We start from the raw sequence: 21,320 nt of genomic DNA on the forward strand, positions 1-21,320 counted from the left end.
GAATTACTGCCCGTTCTTCACCTTGCTCCAGATCCGTGTGCGCACCCGCTCGATGGCCGGCGGCAACGGTTGAAGGGTGAATAACGTCGCCAGTGCTTCGGCCGACGGATAAACAGCGGGGTTGTTGCGGGTCGATTCAGCCACCAGCGGTGTCGCGCTGCGGTTGCCGTTGGGGTAGGACAGGTGATCGCTGACCGGGGCGATGACTTCGGGGCGCATCAGGTAGTCGATGAAGGCCAGGCCTTGCTCTGGATGCGGTGCGTCCTTGAGCAACACCAGCGTGTCGAACCAGACCGGCGCACCTTCCTTCGGCAGGCTATAAGCGATCTTCACGCCATTCTTGGCCTGCTCGGCGTTGGTCTTGGCTTCGAGCATCGCGCCGGACCAGCCCACCGCCACACAGATGTTGCCGTTGGCCAGGTCGCTGATGAACTTCGACGAGTTGAAGTAGGCAATGTGCGGACGCAGCTTGAGCAGCAGTGCTTCGGCCTTTTTGTAGTCCTCGGGGCTAGTGCTGTTCGGCGGCAAGCCCAGGTAGTGCAGGGCGACCGGCAACATCTCCGACGGCGAGTCGAGCATCGCCACCCCGCACTGGCCGAGTTTGGCCAGGTTCTCTTCGTTGAACACCAGGTCCCAGGAATCCACCGGCGCCTTGTCACCCAGTGCGGCACGGACCTTGTCGATGTTGTAGCCGATGCCGTTGGTGCCCCACAGGTACGGCACGGCGTACTGGTTGCCCGGATCGTTGTTGGCCAGTTTCGCCAGCAGCTCGGTGTCCATGTTCTTGAAATCCGGCATCTGTGCGCGAGGCAGTGGTGCCAGGGCGCCGGCCTTGATCAGGGTCGGCAGGCTGAAGTTACTCGCCACCACCACGTCGTACCCGCTGCGGCTGGTGAGCAGTTTGCCTTCCAGCACTTCGGCACTGTCAAAGGTGTCGTAAACCGGCTCGATTCCGGTGTCGCGCTTGAAGTCGTGCAGGGTGGTGGGGCCGATGTAGTCATACCAGTTGTAGACATGAACCGTGGGTGCCTCGGCAGCGACCGCCGACAGCGAAACGCACATACAGGCGCTCAGTCCAAGATTGATCTGTTGACGGTGACGACTCATGATGCGGCACTCCTGGCCTGCTGCAGGCCGGTGATGAACAGGTGCTTGCAGCGTATCGGCAGGCGGGGTACACACCCATTCCCATCATGGGTTACTCGAAAGGGGTAGTGCGTGGACGCGTTGTTGAAAGAGTTGCCGGTGCACCAAGGACTGGCGCGGGTATTTGGCGCGTTGGGTCAGGACGGTTTCTGGCGCGCGCTGGTCGACACGCTGCGGCTGCTGGTGCCGCTGGACAACGCACTGGTGGCGGTGATGCGGGAGGGGCGAGTGCCCCGCTTGCTGATCGACTTCGACTCAAAAGGTGGTGCCACCGAACACGAAGAACTGGCGGACTACAGCGCCGGCATGTACCTGCTCGATCCGTTTTACCAGGCGGCTTGCGCGGGCATTGCCGATGGCCTGCACAGCCTCGACTCGGTGGCTCCCGACCAGTTTCAGCAGAGCGAGTATTACCTGAGCTACTTCCGCTCGGTGGTCGGCGGTGACGAGCTGCAGTTCATGGTCAACATCGACGGCGCCGTGCTCGGCTTATCGCTGGGTCGCTCGACGCGGTTCACGCTTGAAGAGCAAGGGCGGTTGCTGTGCGTGCGCGATTGGGTGCTGTCCGCCATGCGCCGGCACCAGCAATTGATGCCGCCGCAAGGTACGACTGCCGAGGCCGTGGCCGGCGATCTGGACACCTTGCTGGATCGCTTCGATGCGCGATTGTCAGTACGCGAAGTCGAAACGGCTCGACTGATTCTCCAAGGCTTCTCCAGCAAAGCCATTGCCCAGCAAATGGGCATCTCGCCGGAGACGGTGAAAGTGCATCGACGCAACCTCTATCACAAGCTCAATGTGAACGGTCACGGCGAGCTGTTTGCGCTGGTGTTGCAGCCGCGTTGACCCAAGCAGTAGCCTCACACCAGCCCCCCTGTGGGAGCGAGCCTGCTCGCAATAGCGATTTATTATTCAACACAGATATCGACTGACCCACCGCCATCGCGAGCAAGTCGAATCGTCGCTCCCACAGTCAGCAGCACTCAGTCCTTCAGTGTGAACACCAACGCCTTCAACCCGCATTCAACATCAGCATCCGGAAACTCCGGCGGATTCTCCAGCCGCCGCTCGAACCGCAAGCCCGGCGCTTCACGCATCACGCCATCGATCAGGAAGTCCGCGCCGAACGCCGGATCGTTCATGCACGCCAGCACCGTCCCTTCGGGGCTGAGTAACTCCGGCAGCCGACGCAGCACGCGCTGGTAATCCTTGGTCAGCAGGAAACTGCCTTTCTGAAAGGACGGTGGATCGATGATGACCAGGTCGTAAGGGCCCTTGCCGATCACCTTGCCCCAGGACTTGAACAAGTCGTGGCCGAGAAAACTCACCTTGCTCATGTCATGGCCATTGAGCCGATGGTTGTCGCGACCACGGTTCAGCGCCGGGCTCGACATGTCCAGGTTGACCACGTGTTCGGCGCCTCCCTCGATGGCGGCGACCGAAAAGCCGCAGGTGTAGGCGAACAGATTCAACACGCGCTTGCCTGCGGCATTGGCCCGCACCCAGTCGCGGCCGTAGCGCATGTCGAGGAACAACCCGGTGTTCTGCTTGCGGCCCAGGTCCACCCGATAACGCAGGCCACCCTCGGTGATGATCAATTCCTCGATCGCTTCCCCAAGCAGCCATTCGGTGGTGCTTTGCAGCAGGTAGCGGTGTTGCAGCAACAGGGTGTGCGCCCCTGATTGTTGCCACTGCGCCGATTCAGTGATCGTCATCAGCAACCGCTTCAATGCTTCCAGCTGCGCCGCTTCAGGCTCCTTGAACAGCGACACCAGCACCACCCCCTGCAGCCAGTCGACGGTCAATTGCTCCAGCCCGGGCCAGCACCGGCCCCGGCCATGGAACAGCCGGCGGGTTTCCGCGGGAGCATCGGCCAGGGCGGTCAGCAAATGGTCGTGAAGGGGGGAGAGAGCGTCAGCGTTCATCGGGCAGGGGCCAGCAATGGGTGGGGGCGGCATTTTAAACACAATTGCGCCGCAGTTCTGCCGGGTATTACCAAACCTCATGCCCTCATGACTTTTAATGGTTACGGCCGCTCAACCTGCCAGTGTTAAAAAATCGCAAACACAGCTCATCAACAACAAAAAGAGCGTTTGCCCCCATGACTCATCCTCATTGTCACGTCCTGCGCTCTTCAATTCCCGCCTGTTGTCACGCGGCCGCGACGGTCGGCGTGCATCTGTGCTCAACCTCTATCTCTGAAGAGTAAATAACCCCATGAAAGAACTCGATCTGTACATCGGTGAAGGTTTCGAAGGTCCGGGCGTCAACGCCGCGCACATCAACATTCTGATCGGTCCGCGCAACGGGCCGGCGGGGCAGGCGTTTGCCAACAGCCTAGCGTCGCCAAGCCAGGGACATTGCCCCTTCATGGTCATCGCGCAGCCCAATATTCCGGTCAAACCGATGACCCTCTACGTCAACAAAGCCGCGATCAACAGCGACTTGCACGGTAACGCCACATGGGGTGCATCGCAGGCCGGGATTGCCAAGGCCGTATTGGAAGCACTGCTCGACGGCACCTTGCCACCGGAGGCCGAAAACGAGTGGGCGATCGTCACCGCGAACTGGGTCAACCCGGCCTGTGATGACCTGGATGCGGTCTACCTGAACAACTATAACGCCTGCCGCACGGCGATCCGTGCCGCGCTGACCGGCAAGCCGGAAACCGCGCAACTGGCGGACGTGGTCAATCACATCAGCAACCCTTTCTACACGCCAAAAGCCTGAGGTCCGCGCCATGCAATACATTCGTCTGGGCCACTCTGGCCTGCAAGTCTCCCGCCTGTGCCTGGGCACTATGAACATGGGCACCCCGGATTGGAAACCGTGGATCTTCGATGAGAAGAAAAGCGAGCCGATCGTTGCGCACGCGCTGGACAACGGCGTGAATTTCATTGACCTCGCCGACTTCTATTCTGCCGGTGTCGGCGAGGAAGTGGTCGGGCGTATCGTCAAGCGCCTGGCCCGTCGCGAAGACCTGGTGATCACCACCAAAGTCGGTTACGGCACCCGCACCGGGATCAACGCCAGCGGTCATTCGCGTAAGCACATCATGGACAGCATCGATGCCTCGTTAAAGCGTCTGAACATGGATTACGTCGATGTATTCATGCTGCATTACTTCGATGTGAACACCCCGGTCGAAGAAACCATGAGCGCCATGAACGACATCGTGCGTTCCGGCAAGGCCCGCTACATCGGCGTGTCGACCATGCTTACCGGGCAACTTGCAAAGATCCTCATGGCTTGCGAGCGCAATGGTTGGGTCAAGCCGATCAACATGCAGCTGCAGCTCAATTGCGCTTACCGCGAAGAAGAGCGCGAGATGATTCCGTTCTGCCGCGATCAGGGCCTGGGCGTCTCGGTGTTCAGTCCTTTGGCTCGCGGGTTGTTGACCGGTGATGTGCAATCGACCCGCAACCAGACCGACTTCTTTACCCAACAGATGTACAGCGACGAAGCCTCGTTCCAGATCGCGCATTCGGTACAACGTGTGGCCCGTGCTCGTGGTGTATCCAACGCCCAGATCGCGCAGGCCTGGGTCGCCAACCATCCGGGCGTGGATTGCATGCTCGTGGGCGCCGACACCACTGAACAGTTCGACAGTGCCCTGGCGGCGTTGGAGACCAGGCTTGACGCCGAAGAACTGCAGGAACTGGAACGCAACTACACCCCGTGCGACGTGATCAACGATTACACCGCCGGCAAGCGCATCTTGCGTTCGGCCCGTCCAGGTCTGGAACGCTTCAATCTGACCGAGGCTGTGGCATGAGCGCACTGATCCGTAACGGCAATTACATCGACGGCCAGTGGTCCAGCGATGGTCCGACTTACCCGGTTTTCAACCCGGCGAACGGGGAGTTAATCACCGACGTACAAAAAGCCGGAGCAGAGGAAACTTGCCTGGCCATCGACGCCGCCAATCGTGCCTTGCCTGCCTGGCGCAAATTGACCGCCAAGGAGCGCAGCCAGAAGCTCAAGCGCTGGAGCGAGTTGATGTTGAGCAACCAGAAGGACCTGGCCACGTTGCTCAGTCGCGAACAGGGCAAACCGCTGGCTGAAGCCATGGGCGAAGTCGTCTACGCCGCAAGCTTTCTGGAGTGGTTCGCTGAAGAAGCCAAGCGCGCCTATGGCGACGTTATACCGAGCCACAAGGCAGACGCGCGGATCATCGTGGTCAAGGAAGCCATTGGCGTGGTCGCGGCAATCACCCCGTGGAATTTCCCGCTGGCCATGGTCACCCGCAAAGTCGGCCCGGCATTGGCGGCGGGTTGCACGATGATTCTCAAGCCCTCGGAAGAAACGCCTTTGTCGGCGTTTGCCCTGGCCGTATTGGCCGAGCAGGCGGGCATACCGGCCGGTGTGTTTAACGTTGTTTCTGGTGACGCGGTCGCGATTGGCGGGGCACTGCAAGCCTCCGGCATTGTGCGCAAGCTGTCCTTCACCGGCTCCACCCGCACCGGCAAACTGCTGATGCGCCAGGCCGCCGACACCCTGAAAAAAGTCTCTCTGGAACTGGGTGGCAACGCGCCGTTCATTGTCTTCGACGACGCCGACCTGAACGCGGCCGTGAAAGGCGCCATGGCCTCGAAATTTCGCAACACCGGGCAAACCTGCGTCTGCGTGAACCGCTTCTTCATTCAGGACGGCGTGTACGAAGCCTTCACCGGCAAACTCGCCGAAGCCGTGGCGGCCATGCGCGTTGGCAGCGCACTGGATGGTGAAACCGAACAAGGTCCGTTGATCAACGCTGCGGCGCTGGCGAAGGTCGAACTGCATGTCGGCGATGCCTTGGAGAAGGGCGCCCAGCTGTTGTGCGGTGGCCGTCGCCACGCGCTCGGAGGCACATTTTATGAGCCGACCATCCTCGCCGAAGCCAACAGCGACATGCTCATCGCCCAGGACGAGACCTTCGGGCCGGTGGCGGCGTGCTTCCGCTTCAAGGACGAAGCCGAAGTGCTGCAAAAGGCCAACGACACGCCCTACGGCTTGTCGGCTTATTTCTACAGCCGCGATATCGGCCGCGTCTGGCGCATGGCCGAAGGCCTGGAAGCCGGCATGGTCGGAATCAACGAAGGGATCATTTCCACGGAAGTGGCGCCGTTCGGTGGCATCAAGGAATCGGGCCTGGGGCGTGAGGGTTCGAAGTACGGTCTGGATGACTACCTGGAAATCAAATACCTGCTGATGGGTGGCCTTTAAGGTCTCAAACTCCTGTGGGCGCGAGCGGGCTCGCGCCCACACAAGTTAACGGTTTCATTTCTCCGTCAATAACAACAATGGGAGACGCACATGTCCGTTCAACCAACAAAAATCGACGACCTGCCCATCGGGCGCTTTCACCTGAAAATCGCCGGCCTGACCTTCGGCGCGCACTTTACCGATGGCTACATCCTTGGCCTGATCGGTATTGCATTCACATTGCTCAGTCCACAGATGCAGCTTGATGCGTTCTGGCAAGGGTTGATCGGTGCTTCGGCCTTGATCGGGCTGTTTCTCGGTAGTCTGTTTTTCGGCTGGATTTCCGACAAAGTGGGGCGGCAGAAAATCTTCCTGGTCAGCTTCGTGCTGATCACCCTCGCTTCTTTGATGCAGTTCTATGCGGAAACGGCGATGGGGTTATTTCTCTGCCGAGTGTTGATCGGCATCGGGTTGGGCGGTGATTTCAGCGTCGGTCACGCCATGTTGGCCGAGTTTGCACCGAAGAAACATCGCGGTGTGCTGCTGGGATCATTCAGCGTGATCTGGACCTTCGGATACGTCGCTGCGACATTCGTCGGCACCGCCATGCTCAGCCTGGGCGACGATGCCTGGCGCTGGATGCTGGCTTCGTCGGCCATTCCGGCAGCGTTGATCCTAATTGCCCGCATTGGCACGCCAGAGTCGCCGCGCTGGTTGGTGAATCAGGGCCGAATCGCCGAGGCACGAGCGATCGTCAAGAAGCACTTGGGCGACAACATTGAACTCGACGAAACCCGATCCACCGAAACCCGTTCCGGCTACGCCGTGCTGTTCAGCCGTGAATACCGCAAACGCACCGCGTTCAATTGCCTGTTCTTCGTCTGCATCGTGATGCCGTACTTCGCCATTTACACCTTTCTGCCGTCGATTCTGCAGAAAATGGGCCTGGCCGAAGGTTTTGGCACCGAACTGATGCTGAACATGCTGCTGATCCTCGGTGCGCTGATCGGGATCTGGTGCACGATCAAATTCTCCCGCCGGGGGTTCCTGATCAACTCGTTCATTATTCTGGCCGTTGCGTTGTTCGGGTTGGCGGTGTTGCCGAGTAGCGCTGCGTTCTTGATGGTGTTGGTGTTTGGCTTGTTTACCCTGGTGTTGTCCGCGGTCAGCAACCTGGTGGGCGTGTTCCCGGCCGAGAGCTTTCCCACCGAAGTGCGGGCCAGCGGGATTGGCCTGGCGACCGCGGTCAGCCGTTTGGGCTCGGCAGTGAGTACGTTCCTGTTGCCGGTGAGCGTAGCGGGGATTGGCCTGAGCCCGACGATGGGCATTCTGGCGGCGATTCTGGCGCTGGGTGCGTTGCTGTCCTGGGCTTGGGCGCCGGAGACTAAATCGTTGACGCTGAGCCAGGCGTGCAAGGCGCAGAGTCCGGTAGAGGGTGGGGCAACGGTGGCAGTGAAGGCAGTTGCCCCGGTTTAACAGACGGTCAAAGTCCCAATGTGGGAACGAGCAAGCTCGCTCCCACAAGGAACGTCGATGGCCTCAGGGATTACTGACCCGTTCCAGCCACTGCCTGAACAACCGTACTTTCGACAATCCTTGCTTGTCGTTCGCCACATCCAGCCAATACCCATACGGCCCGACCACTTCCACCGGGGTGATCGGCAACAAACTGCCATGGGCCAGTTCCTTCTCGATCATTTGCCGGTCAATCACCGCCAACCCGCCGCCAGCCAATGCCGTGTGAATCACCTGGTCCAAGGTGCTGAATTCCAGCCCCTGAGCGGCATCCACATCGTCCCGTCCCATCGCCGCCAACCAGTTCTCCCAGACCTTCAATCGCTTGCCGTCGTGCAAAATGTGCAGCAATGGAAATTGGCGCAGGTCCGGCGGTTGCCCGTCGCTGAAGAGCTCCGGGCTGGCCACCGCGATGTGCCGTTCCATCACCAGTAACTGACTGCTGCAATGACTGGCGGTGTCGAGGCCGAAGCGGATGTGGCAATCGATGTCCGCGAGGTTGTCGTGGCCGGTCTGATTGGTCACGCTCAGGCTGATGTCCGGATAACGCTGGCAGAATTCGCGCAGATGCGCCGACAACCAGCGTGTCGCCCAGGTGGGTGGGGCAAGAATGCGCAGACGCTGGCGCAGGTTGGGTACACGCACGGCTTGCAAGGCCCGTTCGATATGATCGAAGGCTTCCGTCAGGTGGGGGGAGAGGGCGATGCCTGCTTCGGTCAATGACAAACCCTGGGGCGTGCGGATAAAGAGCGCTACGCCGAGGTAGTCTTCGAGTTGTTTGATTTGGCGGCTGACGGCACCCTGGGTGACGTTCAGCCCCAGCGCGGCCTGGCTGAAGCTGCGATGCCGCGCAACCTCTTCGAAGACGCGCAGCATGTTGAGCGAGGGCAGTTGTCGCATGGGAGATGGCTCCGCACCTGCCTCGGGTGTCACGTCGGGCCGGTTTATTATTTTTGGATTGTTTGAGCGGCCTATCTGACTATCAGGAGGGGGCTGATGCAAGTGTTGTCTGGACGGGCGTCTTCGCGGGCGAGCCCGCACCCACAGGTTCGGTGATCCTTGTGGGCGCGAGCTGGCTGGCGAGGGTGCCCTCAGACGCCCGAAAACGCCTGATCAGAAGTAATAGCCGATGTTCATATACAGCTGGTTTTCCCACTGGTCGCTACCACCCGCCCCCAGGCTCTGGGTGTAGCTGCTGCCTCCGATGTAGGGGTCGTTCTTGCCGTAGATCCACTCCGTCGCGACCCACAGTTTGCTCAGTGAGAACGAAGTTCCGAGGATCACCCGTTGCGAGGTCTTGAAATCGTCGGCGGATTTATCGAAGGCACTGTAGTTGACGTACAGCTTCACGCCGCTGACCTGATCGAACAGGTATTTGCCGGCCACGTCATAACTCACATCTGCCACGTACAGATTGCCGCGACTGGCAACGTTGTAGGTGCCGTCATAACCACCCAGCGTCACCACTTCATCGGTCCCCGGATTGCGCGGTGACATCTGCTGTCGCGCTGCTTGCAGCTGCACGCCCCAGGGGCCGTTCTTGCCCAGGTAATGCACGGCCACTGCGTTGCGGCGCCCGTCATTGTGAGTGTCTTTGTTCTCCAGGGACGAGGTCAGACCGGAGAGCCCGACTTCGGATTTCCATGGCCCCAGGTCCAGTGCCTTGGCGACTCGCAGCACGACGGTGTTGCGTTCCTGGTTATCGCTGCCGTCGGCGACGTAGCTGTCTGCCTCGGACACTACGCTGGAGAATGTCACGCCTTTGCTGGTGCCTTTGCCTTGCCATGCCGGGCGCAAGTAGTAGCCAGCCTGCAGGTTCCAGTCACCGCTTTGCTGAATGTACCTGGCGCCGATCTGTTGTACATCTTCCAGGCCGATAACGTTGCCCAGGGTTTCGTAGAAGGTACTGCCGAAGTACGGCTGCAAGCCGAATGGCACGGTGTCCAGCCCCACGTGCACTTGCTGCTCGGGGTTGAACTTGTAGCCGACCCACGCAAGTTTGGCGAATTGGATATCGCCATAGTCTTTAGTGTACTGATAGGGATAGGAGCGCCCGTAGAAACGGTATTGAGCCTCGCCGATCCAGGTGTCGGAGTTGTACTTGGCGCTGAGGAACACGGTGTCCAGGCCGAACTTCTGAATGTCGCGATCCGGGTCGTAATCCCACCGGGCGCGAATCGCGCCGCCCAGGTCGAGGTTGTCAGTGACCTGTACCGCCATGGCAGGGGCGGCAAAGGAGCAGAGCAAAGCAAGGAAAGACGGACTAAGGCGCAGGGAATCAGGGAAATGCATGGGGCCACTCTCGGTTATTTTTATTAGAGATGCCGGCCAGTCTTGCGATGAGCGATGCGTTGAACAAACGATAAAAAATGTGAGAGAACCTTCGCCAAATGCATGTTACTGAGAAAATCCTGTAGGACAATGCGCGGCGGGCATGGGATGCTTTGCGTCTTGTCACCCTAATTGAGTGCCTTTCCATGAAACGCAAAATGCCCGGCCTCAACGCGCTTAAAGCCTTTGAAGTGGCCGGCAGCACGGGCAGCTTCACCCGCGCCGCCGAGCTGTTGAACGTGACCCAGAGCGCTGTCAGCCGCCAGGTGCGTCAGCTGGAGGAACAGCTCGACGAGAGTTTGCTGGAGCGGCGACACCATCACCTCGAACTGACCAGTGCCGGTCGGATCTTGCTGCGGGCGCTGCATCAATCCTTCGACAAAATCGAACTGACGGTGCGCAGCATCCAGCAGAAAACCCATTCCAATCGCCTGCACATCAACGCGCCTCCCACCTTCACCAATCGCTGGCTGATGCCGCGTCTGGGGCGTCTGCGCGAGAAGCATCCGGAACTGGAATTAAGCATCACCACGCGTTTGCAGGACAGCCTGGCCGAAACCAGCACACTGGACTGCGCGATCCGGTTCGGCGATGGCGAATGGGATGGCCTGGACAGTTCGCTGCTGATCCAGGAGCGCCATATCGCGGTGTGTGCTCCGTCCTTGTATGCGCGGGAGTGGAGCGGGCAGGGCATCGACCTCAATCGCCTGACCTTGCTGCATGTACTGGCCCGGGAAGACCAACGCTACCTGACCTGGAAACATTGGCTGGACGCCGCGCGTATCACCGGTGTCGACACCCAGGGCGGGTACGAATTCGACCTGCTGGACCTGGCGATCCGCGCGGCGATCGACGGCCTGGGAATCACCATCGCCGACTGGCACATGGTTGCTTCGGAATTGGCCAGCGGGCAGTTGACCCAGGTACTCAACGTGCATGTCGACGGCCATCAATCCTACTGGCTCGTCACTCGGCCGGAGCAAACACTGATGCCGCAATTACAAGTGTTCAGTCAGTGGCTCCAGGAAGAGATCTGGTTGGCGCACAGGCAGCTCGAGCCGTCGACCGCCGCCAGCTGATTCCCGCAGGGAAACTCACTCGTCTATGGAGTAACCTGCATTTTTAGCATGTTACATCGCTCAATAAATCGTTTGTTCAACGCCATTCAGATGCCAAGACTGCAAGCACTGGATAAAAACAACGATGGGCGATGCACATGCGAATCGAGCGAAATTTTGTTAACGGTCACTTTGTCGAACCTGCCAGCGAGGCGCTGATCGCGGTGTACAACCCGGCGACCGAAGCCTTGGTGGGGCACGTCTCGGCGGCCACGGCCGATGAAACCACGGCTGCGGTCAACGCGGCCGCCGCCGCGCAGAAATCCTGGGGGAAACTCACCAGCATTGAGCGCGCCGAACACTTGCGTTCGTTGGCCGACGCCCTTGACGCCTGCGCCGACCACATCGGTGAAGCCCTGGCTGCCGAATCCGGCAAGAGTGTCGCCGACGCCAGTAATGAAGCCCGTTATGCCGCACAGATCACCCGTTATCACGCCGAGTGGGCGCGCCGGATCGAAGGCGAGATCATTCCCAGCGACAGCCCGAACGAAAACCTGTTCCTGCACCGTGAACCGATTGGCGTGGTCGCGTGCCTGATTCCGTTCAACTACCCGGTCTACACCTTGCTGCGCAAAATCGCCCCGGCGCTGATTGCCGGCAACACCGTGGTCGTGCGCCCGAGCAACAACACCCCGACCTCGGCATTCGAGATCGCCAAGGCGGTGCAGCAATCCGGCCTGCCGGACGGTGTGGTGAATATCCTGACCATGGATCACGCCACGGCCGCTGTCTTATGCACCCACAAGGTTGTCGGTCTGATCACCCTGACCGGTAGCGTCAACGCCGGGCGCATCGTGCTCGATTACTGCAAGGCCAACATTGCCAAGCCGTCGCTGGAACTGGGCGGCAAGACGCCGGCGATCATTGAGGCCGACGCCGACCTGGAAGCCGCCGCTTCTGCAATCGTCGCCTCCAAGACCACCCACTGTGGCCAGTTATGCACGGCCGTAGAGCGGGTTTACGTACAGGAAAGCGTTTATGACGAATTCCTCGTACTGCTCAAAGCCAAAATGGGCGCGGTGAAATCCGGCAATCGCGCGACCGATGCCAGCTTGATGGGGCCATTGGTCAGCGCCAGTGCGCAGCAGAACATCCACCAGATGGTCGAACGTGCCATCGCCGACGGTGCTGTACTGGAAACAGGCGGTTTTATCCCGCAAGGCAGCGGTCATTTTTATCCGGCGACGCTGCTCAGCGGCTGCCGCCAGGACATGGAAATCGTTCAAGAGGAAATCTTCGGCCCGGTGTTGCCGGTCCTCAAGTACCGCGACATCGACGAAGCGCTGGCCATGGCCAACGACCATCAGTTCGGCCTGTCTTCGGTGCTGTACACCGAGAATTACCGCACCACGATGAAAGTCGCCAACGCCATTGAAGCCGGCGAGTTGTACGTCAATCGCACGCCGGCCGATCCTTACCAGGGCTTCCACGCCGGCTGGAAATGCTCCGGTCTGGGCGGCGATGACGGCAAGCACGGCATGCTCGAATTCACTCAGACCCGTCTTGTGGTCATGAAGTACTGATCCACCTGCAACACGCCTCACGCATCACCTATAAAAACAATTATCAGGGGCGTCCGGACCACCGGGCTGCCCGAGGTCTTCCAGATGTCCAAGCATGCATCCACTGCTGCCGCTGTTCAGGGTTCGAACGCGGGTTCAAAAAGTCACAGCGACAAGGCAAGTCGTTACGTCCAACTGATGCTCCTGGTGCTGGCCGCCGGCGCGATCTATCCCATTCTGTATCTGCGCCAGGTCTACCAGACCACCATGCTCGACGTGTTCCAGATCAACCACAGCGAGCTGGGTTATCTGTATTCGATGCTGGGCACGATCTTTCTCCTTAGTTATTTGCCCAGTGGTTGGCTGGCCGACCGAATCGCACCACGTTTTCTGATTTTCTTCTCGTTGGTCGCCACCGGTGTATTAGGCCTTTGGTATTCCACTGCGCCGTCGATGACAGGCTTGATGATCATTTTCGGATGCTGGGGCCTGACCACCGGCCTGACCTTCTGGGCCTCGGTGCTCAAGCGCGTGAAGATGATCGCTCATCACACTGAACAGGGCCGGTTCTTCGGCATCCTCGATGGCGGTCGCGGGCTGGTCGAAGCCTTGCTGGCAACCATCGCACTCGGGCTGTTTGCCTTCGCCACCGAAACCCGTGGCGAGTCAGCTGCCGAGGGCTTCAAGCACGTGGTTTATCTCTATGCCTTCACCTGTATTGCCATCGGCTGTGTGCTGGTACTGATCAAGGACCCAAAGTCCATGGAAGACACGGCGGCGGTGGAGAAGGGCAAGTACAACCTGCTCAGCGACCTGACCACCCTGGTGAAAATTCCTGAGCTGTGGCTGGTCACCGCCATCGTGTTCTGCGGCTATCACATCTTCTGGGCGACCTACAGCTTCTCCGATTACCTGCAAGGCGGCGGCATGACCGCAGTGATGGCCGGCACCATCACCACCATCAAACTGTGGATGCGGCCTATCGGCGGCATCGGCGGAGGCTGGCTGGGTGACAGGTTCTCGAACATTTCGGTACTGATCGTGGCGCTGTTTCTCGCGACGCTGGCGATGGTCGGTCTGATCGTATTCCCGGCGCTCAACAGCATGGGGCTGCTGGTCGGCACTGTGATCTTCATCGGCTTGATGACCTACGCCATTCGTGGTCTGTACTGGGCGATTCTCGACACCTGCAACGTTCCGCTGCGTATCACCGGCCTGGCCATTGGCATTGTCTCGGTGGTCGGGTACTTGCCCGACGCCTTCATTCCCTTGATCAACGGCTACCTCACCGAGCATTACCCCGGCGCCTTTGGTTACAAGCTGTATTTCGGCTACATCGCTTTCGTCGGCCTGCTCGGGACCCTGGCGGCCCTGACCTTGCGCGCTCGTATTAACCGTAAATCTTCAATCAAGACAGGTGCCTGAGATGAAAATCGTCGCCCTTGAAACTCATATCGTTGCCGTACCACCACCGCACGTCGGCGGCATGTACTGGTTGTTCGTCAAGCTCAAGACTGATTGCGGCATCGAAGGCGTCGGTGAAATCTACGCCGCGACCTTCGGCCCCAAAGCCATGCTGCCGATCATCGAAGACGTGTTCGAACGCTACCTGCTCAACCACGACCCGCATCACATCGAACGCTTTTTCCGCCAGGCGTACTCGAGTGGTTTCACCCAGCGACCGGACCTGACCATGATGGGCGTGGTCAGCGGCCTGGAGATGGCGTGCTGGGACATCATCGGTAAAGCCGCCAACAAGCCGGTGTACGAATTGCTCGGCGGCAAGGTCAACGAACGCCTGCGTTCCTACACCTACTTGTACCCGGTCAACAGCCAAGGTGAGTACGACTACGACGACCCGGACCTGGCCGCCGAGTGCGCCATCGAGAACATGAACAAAGGCTTCACCGCCGTGAAGTTTGACCCCGCCGGGCCCTACACCGCGTACTCCGGGCACCAGATTTCCCTGGAAGTGCTGGAACGCTGCGAAACCTTCTGCCGCAAGATCCGCGAAGCGGTGGGCGACAAGTGCGACCTGCTGTTTGGCACCCACGGACAAATGGTGCCGTCCTCGGCGATTCGCCTGGCCAAACGTCTGGAAAAATACGATCCGCTGTGGTTCGAAGAACCGGTGCCGCCAGGTCAGGAAGCCGCCATGGCACAAGTCGCGGCCAAGACCAGCATCCCGATTGCCACTGGCGAACGCCTGACCACCAAGTACGAATTCTTCAAGCTGCTGCAGGCCGGGGGCGCCTCGATCCTGCAGATGAACGTCGCCCGTTGCGGCGGTCTGCTGGAAGCGAAAAAAATCGCCAGCATGGCCGAGGCTTATTACGCCCAAATCGCTCCACACCTCTACAACGGACCGATCGGTGCCGCCGCCAGTTTCCAGTTGGCGACCTGTACGCCGAATTTCCTGATTCAGGAAAGCATCATGACCTGGGGCGGTTTCCACGCCGAGGTCTTGACCAAGCCGCTGCAATGGGAGGACGGCTACATCATTCCGTCCACCGAACCAGGCCTGGGCGTGGAGTTGAACATGGACGTGGTGCGCAAGCATTCGCCCTACACCGGTGAGCGCCTGCACCTGCAAATGGCGCCGATGCCGGCTGACGTCAAAGACATATCGCCAGCCCGCGGCTGACGGGATTTGCCGCCCATGACGGGCGGCTTTTTGTAAAACGACTTACGCGGTAACCGTGCATGACTTACGACTACATCATCGCTGGCGCTGGCGCCGCAGGCTGCATCCTCGCCAATCGGCTCTCGGCTTCGGGCAAACACTCGGTACTGTTGCTGGAGGCCGGCGGCAAGGACAGTTCCCTGTGGTTCAAGATCCCGGTTGGCTTCGCCAAAATGTATTACAACCCGACCTTCAACTGGATGTACTACAGCCAGCCGCAAAAACAGCTGAACAACCGTGAAATCTATGCGCCTCGCGGAAAAGTCCAGGGCGGCTCGGGCTCGATCAACGCGATGATCTATGTCCGTGGCCAGGCCCATGACTTCGACGACTGGGCGGCCAACGGCAATGAAGGCTGGAGCTTCAAGGACGTGCTGCCGTACTTCCGTAAACTGGAAAACCATCCGCTGGGCGACACGGAGTATCACGGCGGCAGCGGTCCGATCAGCATTACGCCGATGAAGGGCCAGACTCATCCCATTTGCGATGTGTTCCTCAAAGGTTGCGACGAACTCGGCTACCCGCACAGCGATGATTTCAACGGGCCGAGGTTCGAAGGCTCGGGGATCTACGACGTCAATACCCGCAACGGCCAGCGTTGCTCCAGCAGTTTTGCGCACCTGCATCCGGCATTGAGTCGACCGAACTTGACGGTCGAGCATTATGCGTTGGTCGATCGAGTGCTGTTCGATAACGCCCGTGCGACAGGGATTTCCATTAGCCAGCATGGCGTGGTGCGGACCTTTACCGCGAACAAGGAAGTCATCCTCTGTGCCGGCGCCGTGGACACTCCGAAGATTCTGCAATTGTCCGGTGTTGCCGATCAGGCGCTGCTGGCCAGGCACAACATTCCGTTGATCAAGCACTTGCCAGCGGTAGGACAAAACCTGCAAGACCACCTGTGCGCCAGTTATTACTACAAAGCCAATATCCCAACGCTCAATGATCAACTGAGTTCGTTGTTCGGCCAGTTCAAGCTGGGTTTGAAATACCTGTTCACCCGTAAGGGCGCATTGGCAATGAGCGTCAATCAGGCGGGTGGGTTCTTTCGTGGCAATGAACAGCAGGCCAACCCGAACTTGCAGCTGTACTTCAACCCGCTTTCGTACCAGATTCCGAAAAACAACAAAGCCAGCCTCAAGCCCGAACCCTACTCCGGCTTCCTGTTGTGCTTTAACCCCTGCCGTCCGACCAGTCGGGGCCACATCGAGATTGCTTCAAAAAATCCTCGGGACGCGGCGCTGATCGATCCAAATTACCTGAGCACGCAAAAGGACATCGATGAAGTGATTCAGGGCAGCCGCTTGATGCGCAAAATCATGCAGGCCCCCGCACTCAAAGGCATCACGGTCGAGGAAGTATTGCCGGGGCCCGCCATCGAAAGTGACGAACAGATGCTGCAGTATTTTCGAGAAAACAGCGGTTCGATTTATCACCTGTGCGGCTCCTGTGCGATGGGCACGGACGAGCAGCGGTCGGTGGTCGACAAACGCCTTAAAGTTCATGGATTAGACAACTTGCGCATTGTCGATGCGTCCATTTTTCCTAACGTGACGTCCGGCAATACCCATGCGGCCGTGTTGATGGTGGCAGAGAAGGGGGCCGATCTGATTCTGCAGGACGCCTGATTTATCGCCTCGGTGTATCAAAAATGAATTTCCTGCAGATCCGCTGCTCATACCTGTAGGCAGCGGTTTTGAGCCTGCGAATTCATTAGGTAATCAGGGAGTGGCAAAGTCATGTGTCCAACACCGACGGCGGGCGAGCAGCTTCCTGGCAGGTTGATTCTGGTGGTTGAAGATGACCCGCTTATTCTTGAGTTTCTCTGTGAAATTCTTCAGGAAGAAGGTTTCATGGTTGAACCGCAAGTCAGCGCGGATGCCGCATCGGAATACCTGAAAAAACACGCCAACGAGGTCGGTCTGTTGTTGACGGACATCACCATGCCCGGAAAGCGGAACGGCGCGGATCTGGCCAATGAGTTCGGCGATCGCTGGCCCGGCAAGCCGATCATGATCATGTCCGGTTTTGAAACTCCCAAATCCTCCGGGGTCCGGCATAAGGTGTCGTTCATCAAGAAACCCTGGGCGTTGGGACAACTGCTGGATTGTGTCGAGGCGGCCTTCAAGTCGCGACAGTAAGTGTCGCTCGTGTACATTAACGGACCTGCCTGACACACGAAGGAAGCTTATCCTTGTCTGCCCACAACTCCGTTTTCAAGACCCCGTATCGCGCGTTCCTGTTCGATATGGACGGCACCGTCCTCAATTCCATCGCCGCCGCGGAGCGGATCTGGACCACTTGGGCCTTGCAGCACGGCGTGGATGTCGAGTCCTTTCTGCCGACCATTCACGGCGCCCGCGCCATCGACACCATTAATCGTCTGGCGTTGTCCGGGGTGGATGCCAAGGCCCAAGCCGACTGGATCACCGAAGCGGAAATCGAGGACGTGGAGGGGGTGGTCGAAGTGGCCGGTGCGGCGAACTTCCTCAGGTCCCTGCCCAAGAATCAATGGGCCATCGTCACCTCGGCACCGCGAGCACTGGCGGTGCGCCGGATGGCGGCAGCAGGGATTCCCGAACCCGATGTTATGGTCACCGCCGAAGACGTCAGCGCCGGCAAACCGGACCCAGCGGGCTATCGCCTGGCGGCTCAACGGCTAGGCCTCGAGGTGACTGACTGTCTGATCTTTGAAGATGCCGCCGTGGGCATTCTGGCGGCGGAGGCGGCAGGGGCGGATCTTGTGATCATTACCTCGACTCATGACCATCCGATTCAGACGGTGCATGCGACATTGGCCGGCTATGACTCCGTTGCGGCGCAAGTGGCTCCCGACAACCATATCCGCTTGCACCCACTCTAATGTGGGAGTGAGCCTGCTCGCGATAGCGGTCTTTCAGTCAAACAGATGCTGGATGTGCCGACGCTATCGCGAGCAGGCTCGCTCCCACATTGGGACTGTGCAGGGTCAATAAATCCCGGGGATCAACCGCCAACTCCGGGCGCAATAAGCCTCATATTCATTCCCGAACTGCGCCTTCAATAACGCCTCTTCCGAATGAATCCGCGCAATCAGCGGAATTACCGTCAGTGCCGCAAGCAACAGCCCGACCCCCGAGCGAAACGCCAGCGCCCAGCCCACGGCGATGACCAACATCCCCAGGTAACTGGGGTTGCGCAAGCGGCGGTAAATCCCTTCGGTTACCAGACGGTGCCCCGGTTGAATCGCCACTAACCCGCTGAAACGCTTGCCCAGGACAAACACCGGCCACATCCGCAGCGCGCCGCCGCCGATGAACAGCAATGCCCCCAACCAGCGCACATCCTCGCCACCGAAGGTCCAGACGTCGATCCGATCGGTATAGGCCGGCAGAAATCCGCTCAGTAATCCGATGACGCCGAATGCCGGCAACACCCAGCGATTGGCCCGATCTTCACGTTCGCCGGAGCTCAGATTGACCTCGGTGAACAACGAGGCAACCGCCATCGCCAAGGTTGCAATGGCCACGACCACCAGCGAGCCATGGGCAAAAAACGCCGCAAACCCGCCGATTCCCCACACCGCGAGACCGAGGTAGGCGAGGGTGGAAACGATGGCGAAAAACGCCAGCCTGGCCGAGATTTTCATGGGCACCCATTCCCGCTTTGCACCGATGTCTTCAGTGTAGATGTTCATGCCGATTCGCCGGTTTGGGCTGGCGTCAGGAAACGTTTCGGTCAGGCAAAAGCAGAGGTGCATGGACCGTTTGAATCGGGTCTGCGAGAAAACCCTGGAAGGGGCTGGTGATTCCGATTCACTGGGATGATTTTTCGAGCCGCTCGACGAGGGGTCGCCCCCGATGCCTGCGTGGATGGACCCCTTCGAGGTGGCGATGCAAAGGTTGATGCCGCTGGCCCAGGCCGATGGCGTGGCCCTGTGATTAATGCCGCTGTATAAAACGGTCGACCTGCGAGCAGCGCTTCCCCCGCGCTAATGCTCACGCCGTCATCTGCAACCTGGCATTACGCCGAATGACCTGCGGCGGTTGGCCGAACGCCCGGAGGAAGGCTTCGCGCATGCGGCGGCGGTCGGTGAAGCCGGCCTCGGCGGCGATCTGGTCGAGGGTCAGCCGTCCGCGCTCGAGCATTTGCCGCGCCGCCTCCAGGCGCAGATTTTCGATGGCCTTGGCCGGGGACTGCCCGGTCTCGGCGCGGAAGGTGCGGCTGAATTGCCGTGGGCTGAGGCGTGCCACTTCCGCCAGTTGCTCCACCGATAACGCCGATGTCAGGTGTTCCCGGGCGTAGCCGAGGACGGTCTGAATGCGGTCGGATTTGGGCTCCAGTTCCAGCAAGGCCGAATGCTGCGACTGACCACCCGCGCGGCGCTGGTACATCACCAGTTTCTGCGCCACCGAACGGGCCAGGTCGGCGCCATGATCCTTTTCAACCATCGCCAGCGCCAGGTCGATGCCCGCGGTCATGCCGGCGGAGGTCCAGATGGAACCGTCGACCACGTAAATACGATCATCTTCCACTTTGATCGAGGGAAACCGCGCTTGCAGGTCCCGCGCATAGGCCCAATGCGTGGTGGCCCGCCGTCCGTCGAGCAGGCCGGCCTGGGCCAGCACGAATGCCCCCGAGCAGATCGACGCCGTGCGCCGGGCGGTTTTCACGCTGTCGCGCAGGTACGCCAACACACCCTCGGGCGCCTGCTCGAGAATCGAATCGCCGCCGACCACGATGACCGTGTCGAACACCCGCTCATCAAACGCCTGGGTGCCGACACTCAAGCCGCCGGAAGCCCGCAGGGAGCGACCCTCCTCAGAGATCACGCTGACCTCGTAAAGCGCTTCGCCAGCGCTGAAGTTGGCGTATTCGAACACAGGCATCGCCGCCAACGCCATGGACTGGAACCCCTCGAAAACCACGAACGCCACGGAAGTCATGATGGTGCCCTCAAAAGCCAATGTCCGAAAAACGTACTTTAAACGTCATTTGAGACGAGCGTCAGTCAATTTATAACAGTTCACACCCGGCGACCTTATCGCCTCACTGTGAAGGAAATTGAACATGGCTCTTTCATCCAAAGGCACTGCACTGATCACTGGCGCTTCTTCGGGCATTGGCGCGGTCTACGCCGACCGTCTCGCCCGGCAGGGTTACGACCTGATTCTGGTCGCCCGCAGCCAGGGCAAACTCAACGCTTTGGCCAATCATCTGAGCAACGAAACCGGCCGCGCCGTGGAAGTGGTTGCTGCCGACCTCAAAGACAAGGCCGGTCTGCTACGGGTTGAAAGCATTCTGCGCAACGACGCGAGCATCACCTTGCTGGTCAACAATGCCGGTGTTGGTGGCGTGATGCCGTTGCTCGGCAGCCCGGTGGACGACATGGACGCCATGATCAGCCTCAACGTCACCGCGCTGATGCGTCTGTCCTATGCCGTGGTGCCCGGCTTCGTCGCACGGGGCACCGGCACCGTGATCAACATTTCCTCCATCGTCGCAATCGCTCCAGAAATCCTCAACGGCGTTTACGGCGGGACCAAGGCTTTCGTGCTGGGCTTGAGCCAATCGATGCACCACGAACTGGCCGACAAAGCCATACGCGTTCAGGCGGTGTTGCCCGGCGCAACTGCCACGGATTTCTGGAGCGAGGCCGGCAACCCGGTGGAAAACCTGCCACAAGAGATCGTGATGTCCGCCGAGGACATGGTCGATGCGGCGCTGGTCGGCCTGGCGAAGGGTGAGGTGGTGACCATCCCGGGCCTGCACGAGGCTGATAAATGGGACGTTTACGAAGCCCAGCGCCAAGTGCTGTCAGGCTCGTTCGGCCACTCATCGTCGGCACCGCGCTACCGGTAA

At 59.7% G+C, this 21,320-nt stretch carries 19 protein-coding genes; 13 read left to right on the top strand and 6 right to left on the bottom strand.

The window, feature by feature from the left end; all coding sequences use genetic code 11:
- Positions 1 to 3 precede the first annotated feature (3 nt).
- Positions 4 to 1,107 (bottom strand): extracellular solute-binding protein, encoded by a 1,104-nt coding sequence (locus tag BLU63_RS24565; RefSeq protein WP_083376473.1) that lies wholly within the window; start codon positions 1,105 to 1,107, stop codon positions 4 to 6.
- Between the two features lie 111 nt (positions 1,108 to 1,218).
- On the opposite strand from BLU63_RS24565, the gene BLU63_RS24570 reads away from it, so the two are divergent.
- Positions 1,219 to 1,992: a helix-turn-helix transcriptional regulator gene (locus BLU63_RS24570; RefSeq protein ID WP_010455323.1), complete on the top strand. Its 774-nt coding sequence runs from the start codon at positions 1,219 to 1,221 to the stop codon at positions 1,990 to 1,992.
- Between the two features lie 137 nt (positions 1,993 to 2,129).
- On the opposite strand, the gene BLU63_RS24575 is transcribed toward BLU63_RS24570, so the two are convergent.
- A complete protein-coding gene (locus tag BLU63_RS24575; RefSeq protein WP_083376474.1) occupies positions 2,130 to 3,071 on the bottom strand; it encodes a class I SAM-dependent methyltransferase in 942 nt (313 codons plus the stop codon).
- Between the two features lie 292 nt (positions 3,072 to 3,363).
- Here BLU63_RS24575 and fae point away from each other — a divergent pair, with 292 nt between their 5' ends.
- The 4 genes from fae to BLU63_RS24595 all read left to right on the top strand — a co-directional run bounded on the left by fae (position 3,364) and on the right by BLU63_RS24595 (position 7,806).
- Positions 3,364 to 3,876: a formaldehyde-activating enzyme gene (gene fae / locus BLU63_RS24580; protein ID WP_010455319.1), complete on the top strand. Its 513-nt coding sequence runs from the start codon at positions 3,364 to 3,366 to the stop codon at positions 3,874 to 3,876.
- 10 nt (positions 3,877 to 3,886) lie between these two features.
- Complete coding sequence (locus tag BLU63_RS24585; RefSeq protein ID WP_083376475.1) at positions 3,887 to 4,921, top strand: aldo/keto reductase; 1,035 nt, start codon at positions 3,887 to 3,889, stop codon at positions 4,919 to 4,921.
- A complete protein-coding gene (locus tag BLU63_RS24590) occupies positions 4,918 to 6,351 on the top strand; it encodes an NAD-dependent succinate-semialdehyde dehydrogenase (protein WP_083376476.1) in 1,434 nt (477 codons plus the stop codon). Before BLU63_RS24585 ends, BLU63_RS24590 begins: the two co-directional genes overlap by 4 nt.
- A gap of 90 nt (positions 6,352 to 6,441) precedes the next feature.
- Positions 6,442 to 7,806 carry an MFS transporter gene (locus BLU63_RS24595; protein WP_010455313.1) on the top strand — a complete coding sequence of 455 codons (1,365 nt, stop codon included), beginning with the start codon at positions 6,442 to 6,444 and terminating at the stop codon, positions 7,804 to 7,806.
- A gap of 63 nt (positions 7,807 to 7,869) precedes the next feature.
- Here the strand turns inward: BLU63_RS24595 and BLU63_RS24600 are convergent, their stop codons facing one another.
- Entirely contained in the window at positions 7,870 to 8,745 is an 876-nt protein-coding gene (locus tag BLU63_RS24600) for a LysR substrate-binding domain-containing protein (RefSeq protein ID WP_010455311.1), read from the bottom strand.
- Between the two features lie 213 nt (positions 8,746 to 8,958).
- Complete coding sequence (locus BLU63_RS24605) at positions 8,959 to 10,137, bottom strand: hypothetical protein (RefSeq protein ID WP_010455309.1); 1,179 nt, start codon at positions 10,135 to 10,137, stop codon at positions 8,959 to 8,961.
- Positions 10,138 to 10,322: 185 nt separating this feature from the next.
- Here BLU63_RS24605 and BLU63_RS24610 point away from each other — a divergent pair, with 185 nt between their 5' ends.
- From BLU63_RS24610 to BLU63_RS24640, 7 genes are all read left to right on the top strand, one after another.
- Positions 10,323 to 11,255: a LysR substrate-binding domain-containing protein gene (locus tag BLU63_RS24610; RefSeq protein ID WP_010455308.1), complete on the top strand. Its 933-nt coding sequence runs from the start codon at positions 10,323 to 10,325 to the stop codon at positions 11,253 to 11,255.
- 137 nt (positions 11,256 to 11,392) lie between these two features.
- Complete coding sequence (gene aldA / locus BLU63_RS24615; protein WP_083377296.1) at positions 11,393 to 12,817, top strand: aldehyde dehydrogenase; 1,425 nt, start codon at positions 11,393 to 11,395, stop codon at positions 12,815 to 12,817.
- An 84-nt stretch (positions 12,818 to 12,901) separates the two neighbouring features.
- Positions 12,902 to 14,221 carry an MFS transporter gene (locus BLU63_RS24620; protein WP_010455304.1) on the top strand — a complete coding sequence of 440 codons (1,320 nt, stop codon included), beginning with the start codon at positions 12,902 to 12,904 and terminating at the stop codon, positions 14,219 to 14,221.
- 1 nt (position 14,222) lies between these two features.
- A complete protein-coding gene (locus tag BLU63_RS24625) occupies positions 14,223 to 15,440 on the top strand; it encodes a mandelate racemase/muconate lactonizing enzyme family protein (RefSeq protein WP_083376477.1) in 1,218 nt (405 codons plus the stop codon).
- A 59-nt stretch (positions 15,441 to 15,499) separates the two neighbouring features.
- On the top strand, positions 15,500 to 17,107 hold the full coding sequence (locus BLU63_RS24630) for a GMC family oxidoreductase (protein ID WP_010455299.1): 1,608 nt from the start codon (positions 15,500 to 15,502) through the stop codon (positions 17,105 to 17,107).
- A gap of 111 nt (positions 17,108 to 17,218) precedes the next feature.
- Positions 17,219 to 17,620, top strand: coding sequence for a response regulator (locus BLU63_RS24635; protein ID WP_010455297.1), 402 nt, complete (start codon positions 17,219 to 17,221; stop codon positions 17,618 to 17,620).
- 53 nt (positions 17,621 to 17,673) lie between these two features.
- The gene (locus BLU63_RS24640) at positions 17,674 to 18,342 is read left to right on the top strand and encodes an HAD-IA family hydrolase (RefSeq protein ID WP_083376478.1); all 669 of its coding nucleotides are present in this window, start codon (positions 17,674 to 17,676) and stop codon (positions 18,340 to 18,342) included.
- Between the two features lie 105 nt (positions 18,343 to 18,447).
- On the opposite strand, the gene BLU63_RS24645 is transcribed toward BLU63_RS24640, so the two are convergent.
- Both BLU63_RS24645 and BLU63_RS24650 read right to left on the bottom strand, forming a co-directional pair.
- Positions 18,448 to 19,107 carry a methyltransferase family protein gene (locus BLU63_RS24645; RefSeq protein ID WP_083377297.1) on the bottom strand — a complete coding sequence of 220 codons (660 nt, stop codon included), beginning with the start codon at positions 19,105 to 19,107 and terminating at the stop codon, positions 18,448 to 18,450.
- Between the two features lie 349 nt (positions 19,108 to 19,456).
- Positions 19,457 to 20,404, bottom strand: coding sequence for a GlxA family transcriptional regulator (locus BLU63_RS24650; RefSeq protein ID WP_010455289.1), 948 nt, complete (start codon positions 20,402 to 20,404; stop codon positions 19,457 to 19,459).
- A gap of 124 nt (positions 20,405 to 20,528) precedes the next feature.
- On the opposite strand from BLU63_RS24650, the gene BLU63_RS24655 reads away from it, so the two are divergent.
- Complete coding sequence (locus BLU63_RS24655) at positions 20,529 to 21,320, top strand: SDR family NAD(P)-dependent oxidoreductase (protein ID WP_083376479.1); 792 nt, start codon at positions 20,529 to 20,531, stop codon at positions 21,318 to 21,320.

Origin of the sequence: Pseudomonas mandelii, from assembly GCF_900106065.1 — a bacterium.
GTDB lineage: Bacteria > Pseudomonadota > Gammaproteobacteria > Pseudomonadales > Pseudomonadaceae > Aquipseudomonas > Aquipseudomonas mandelii.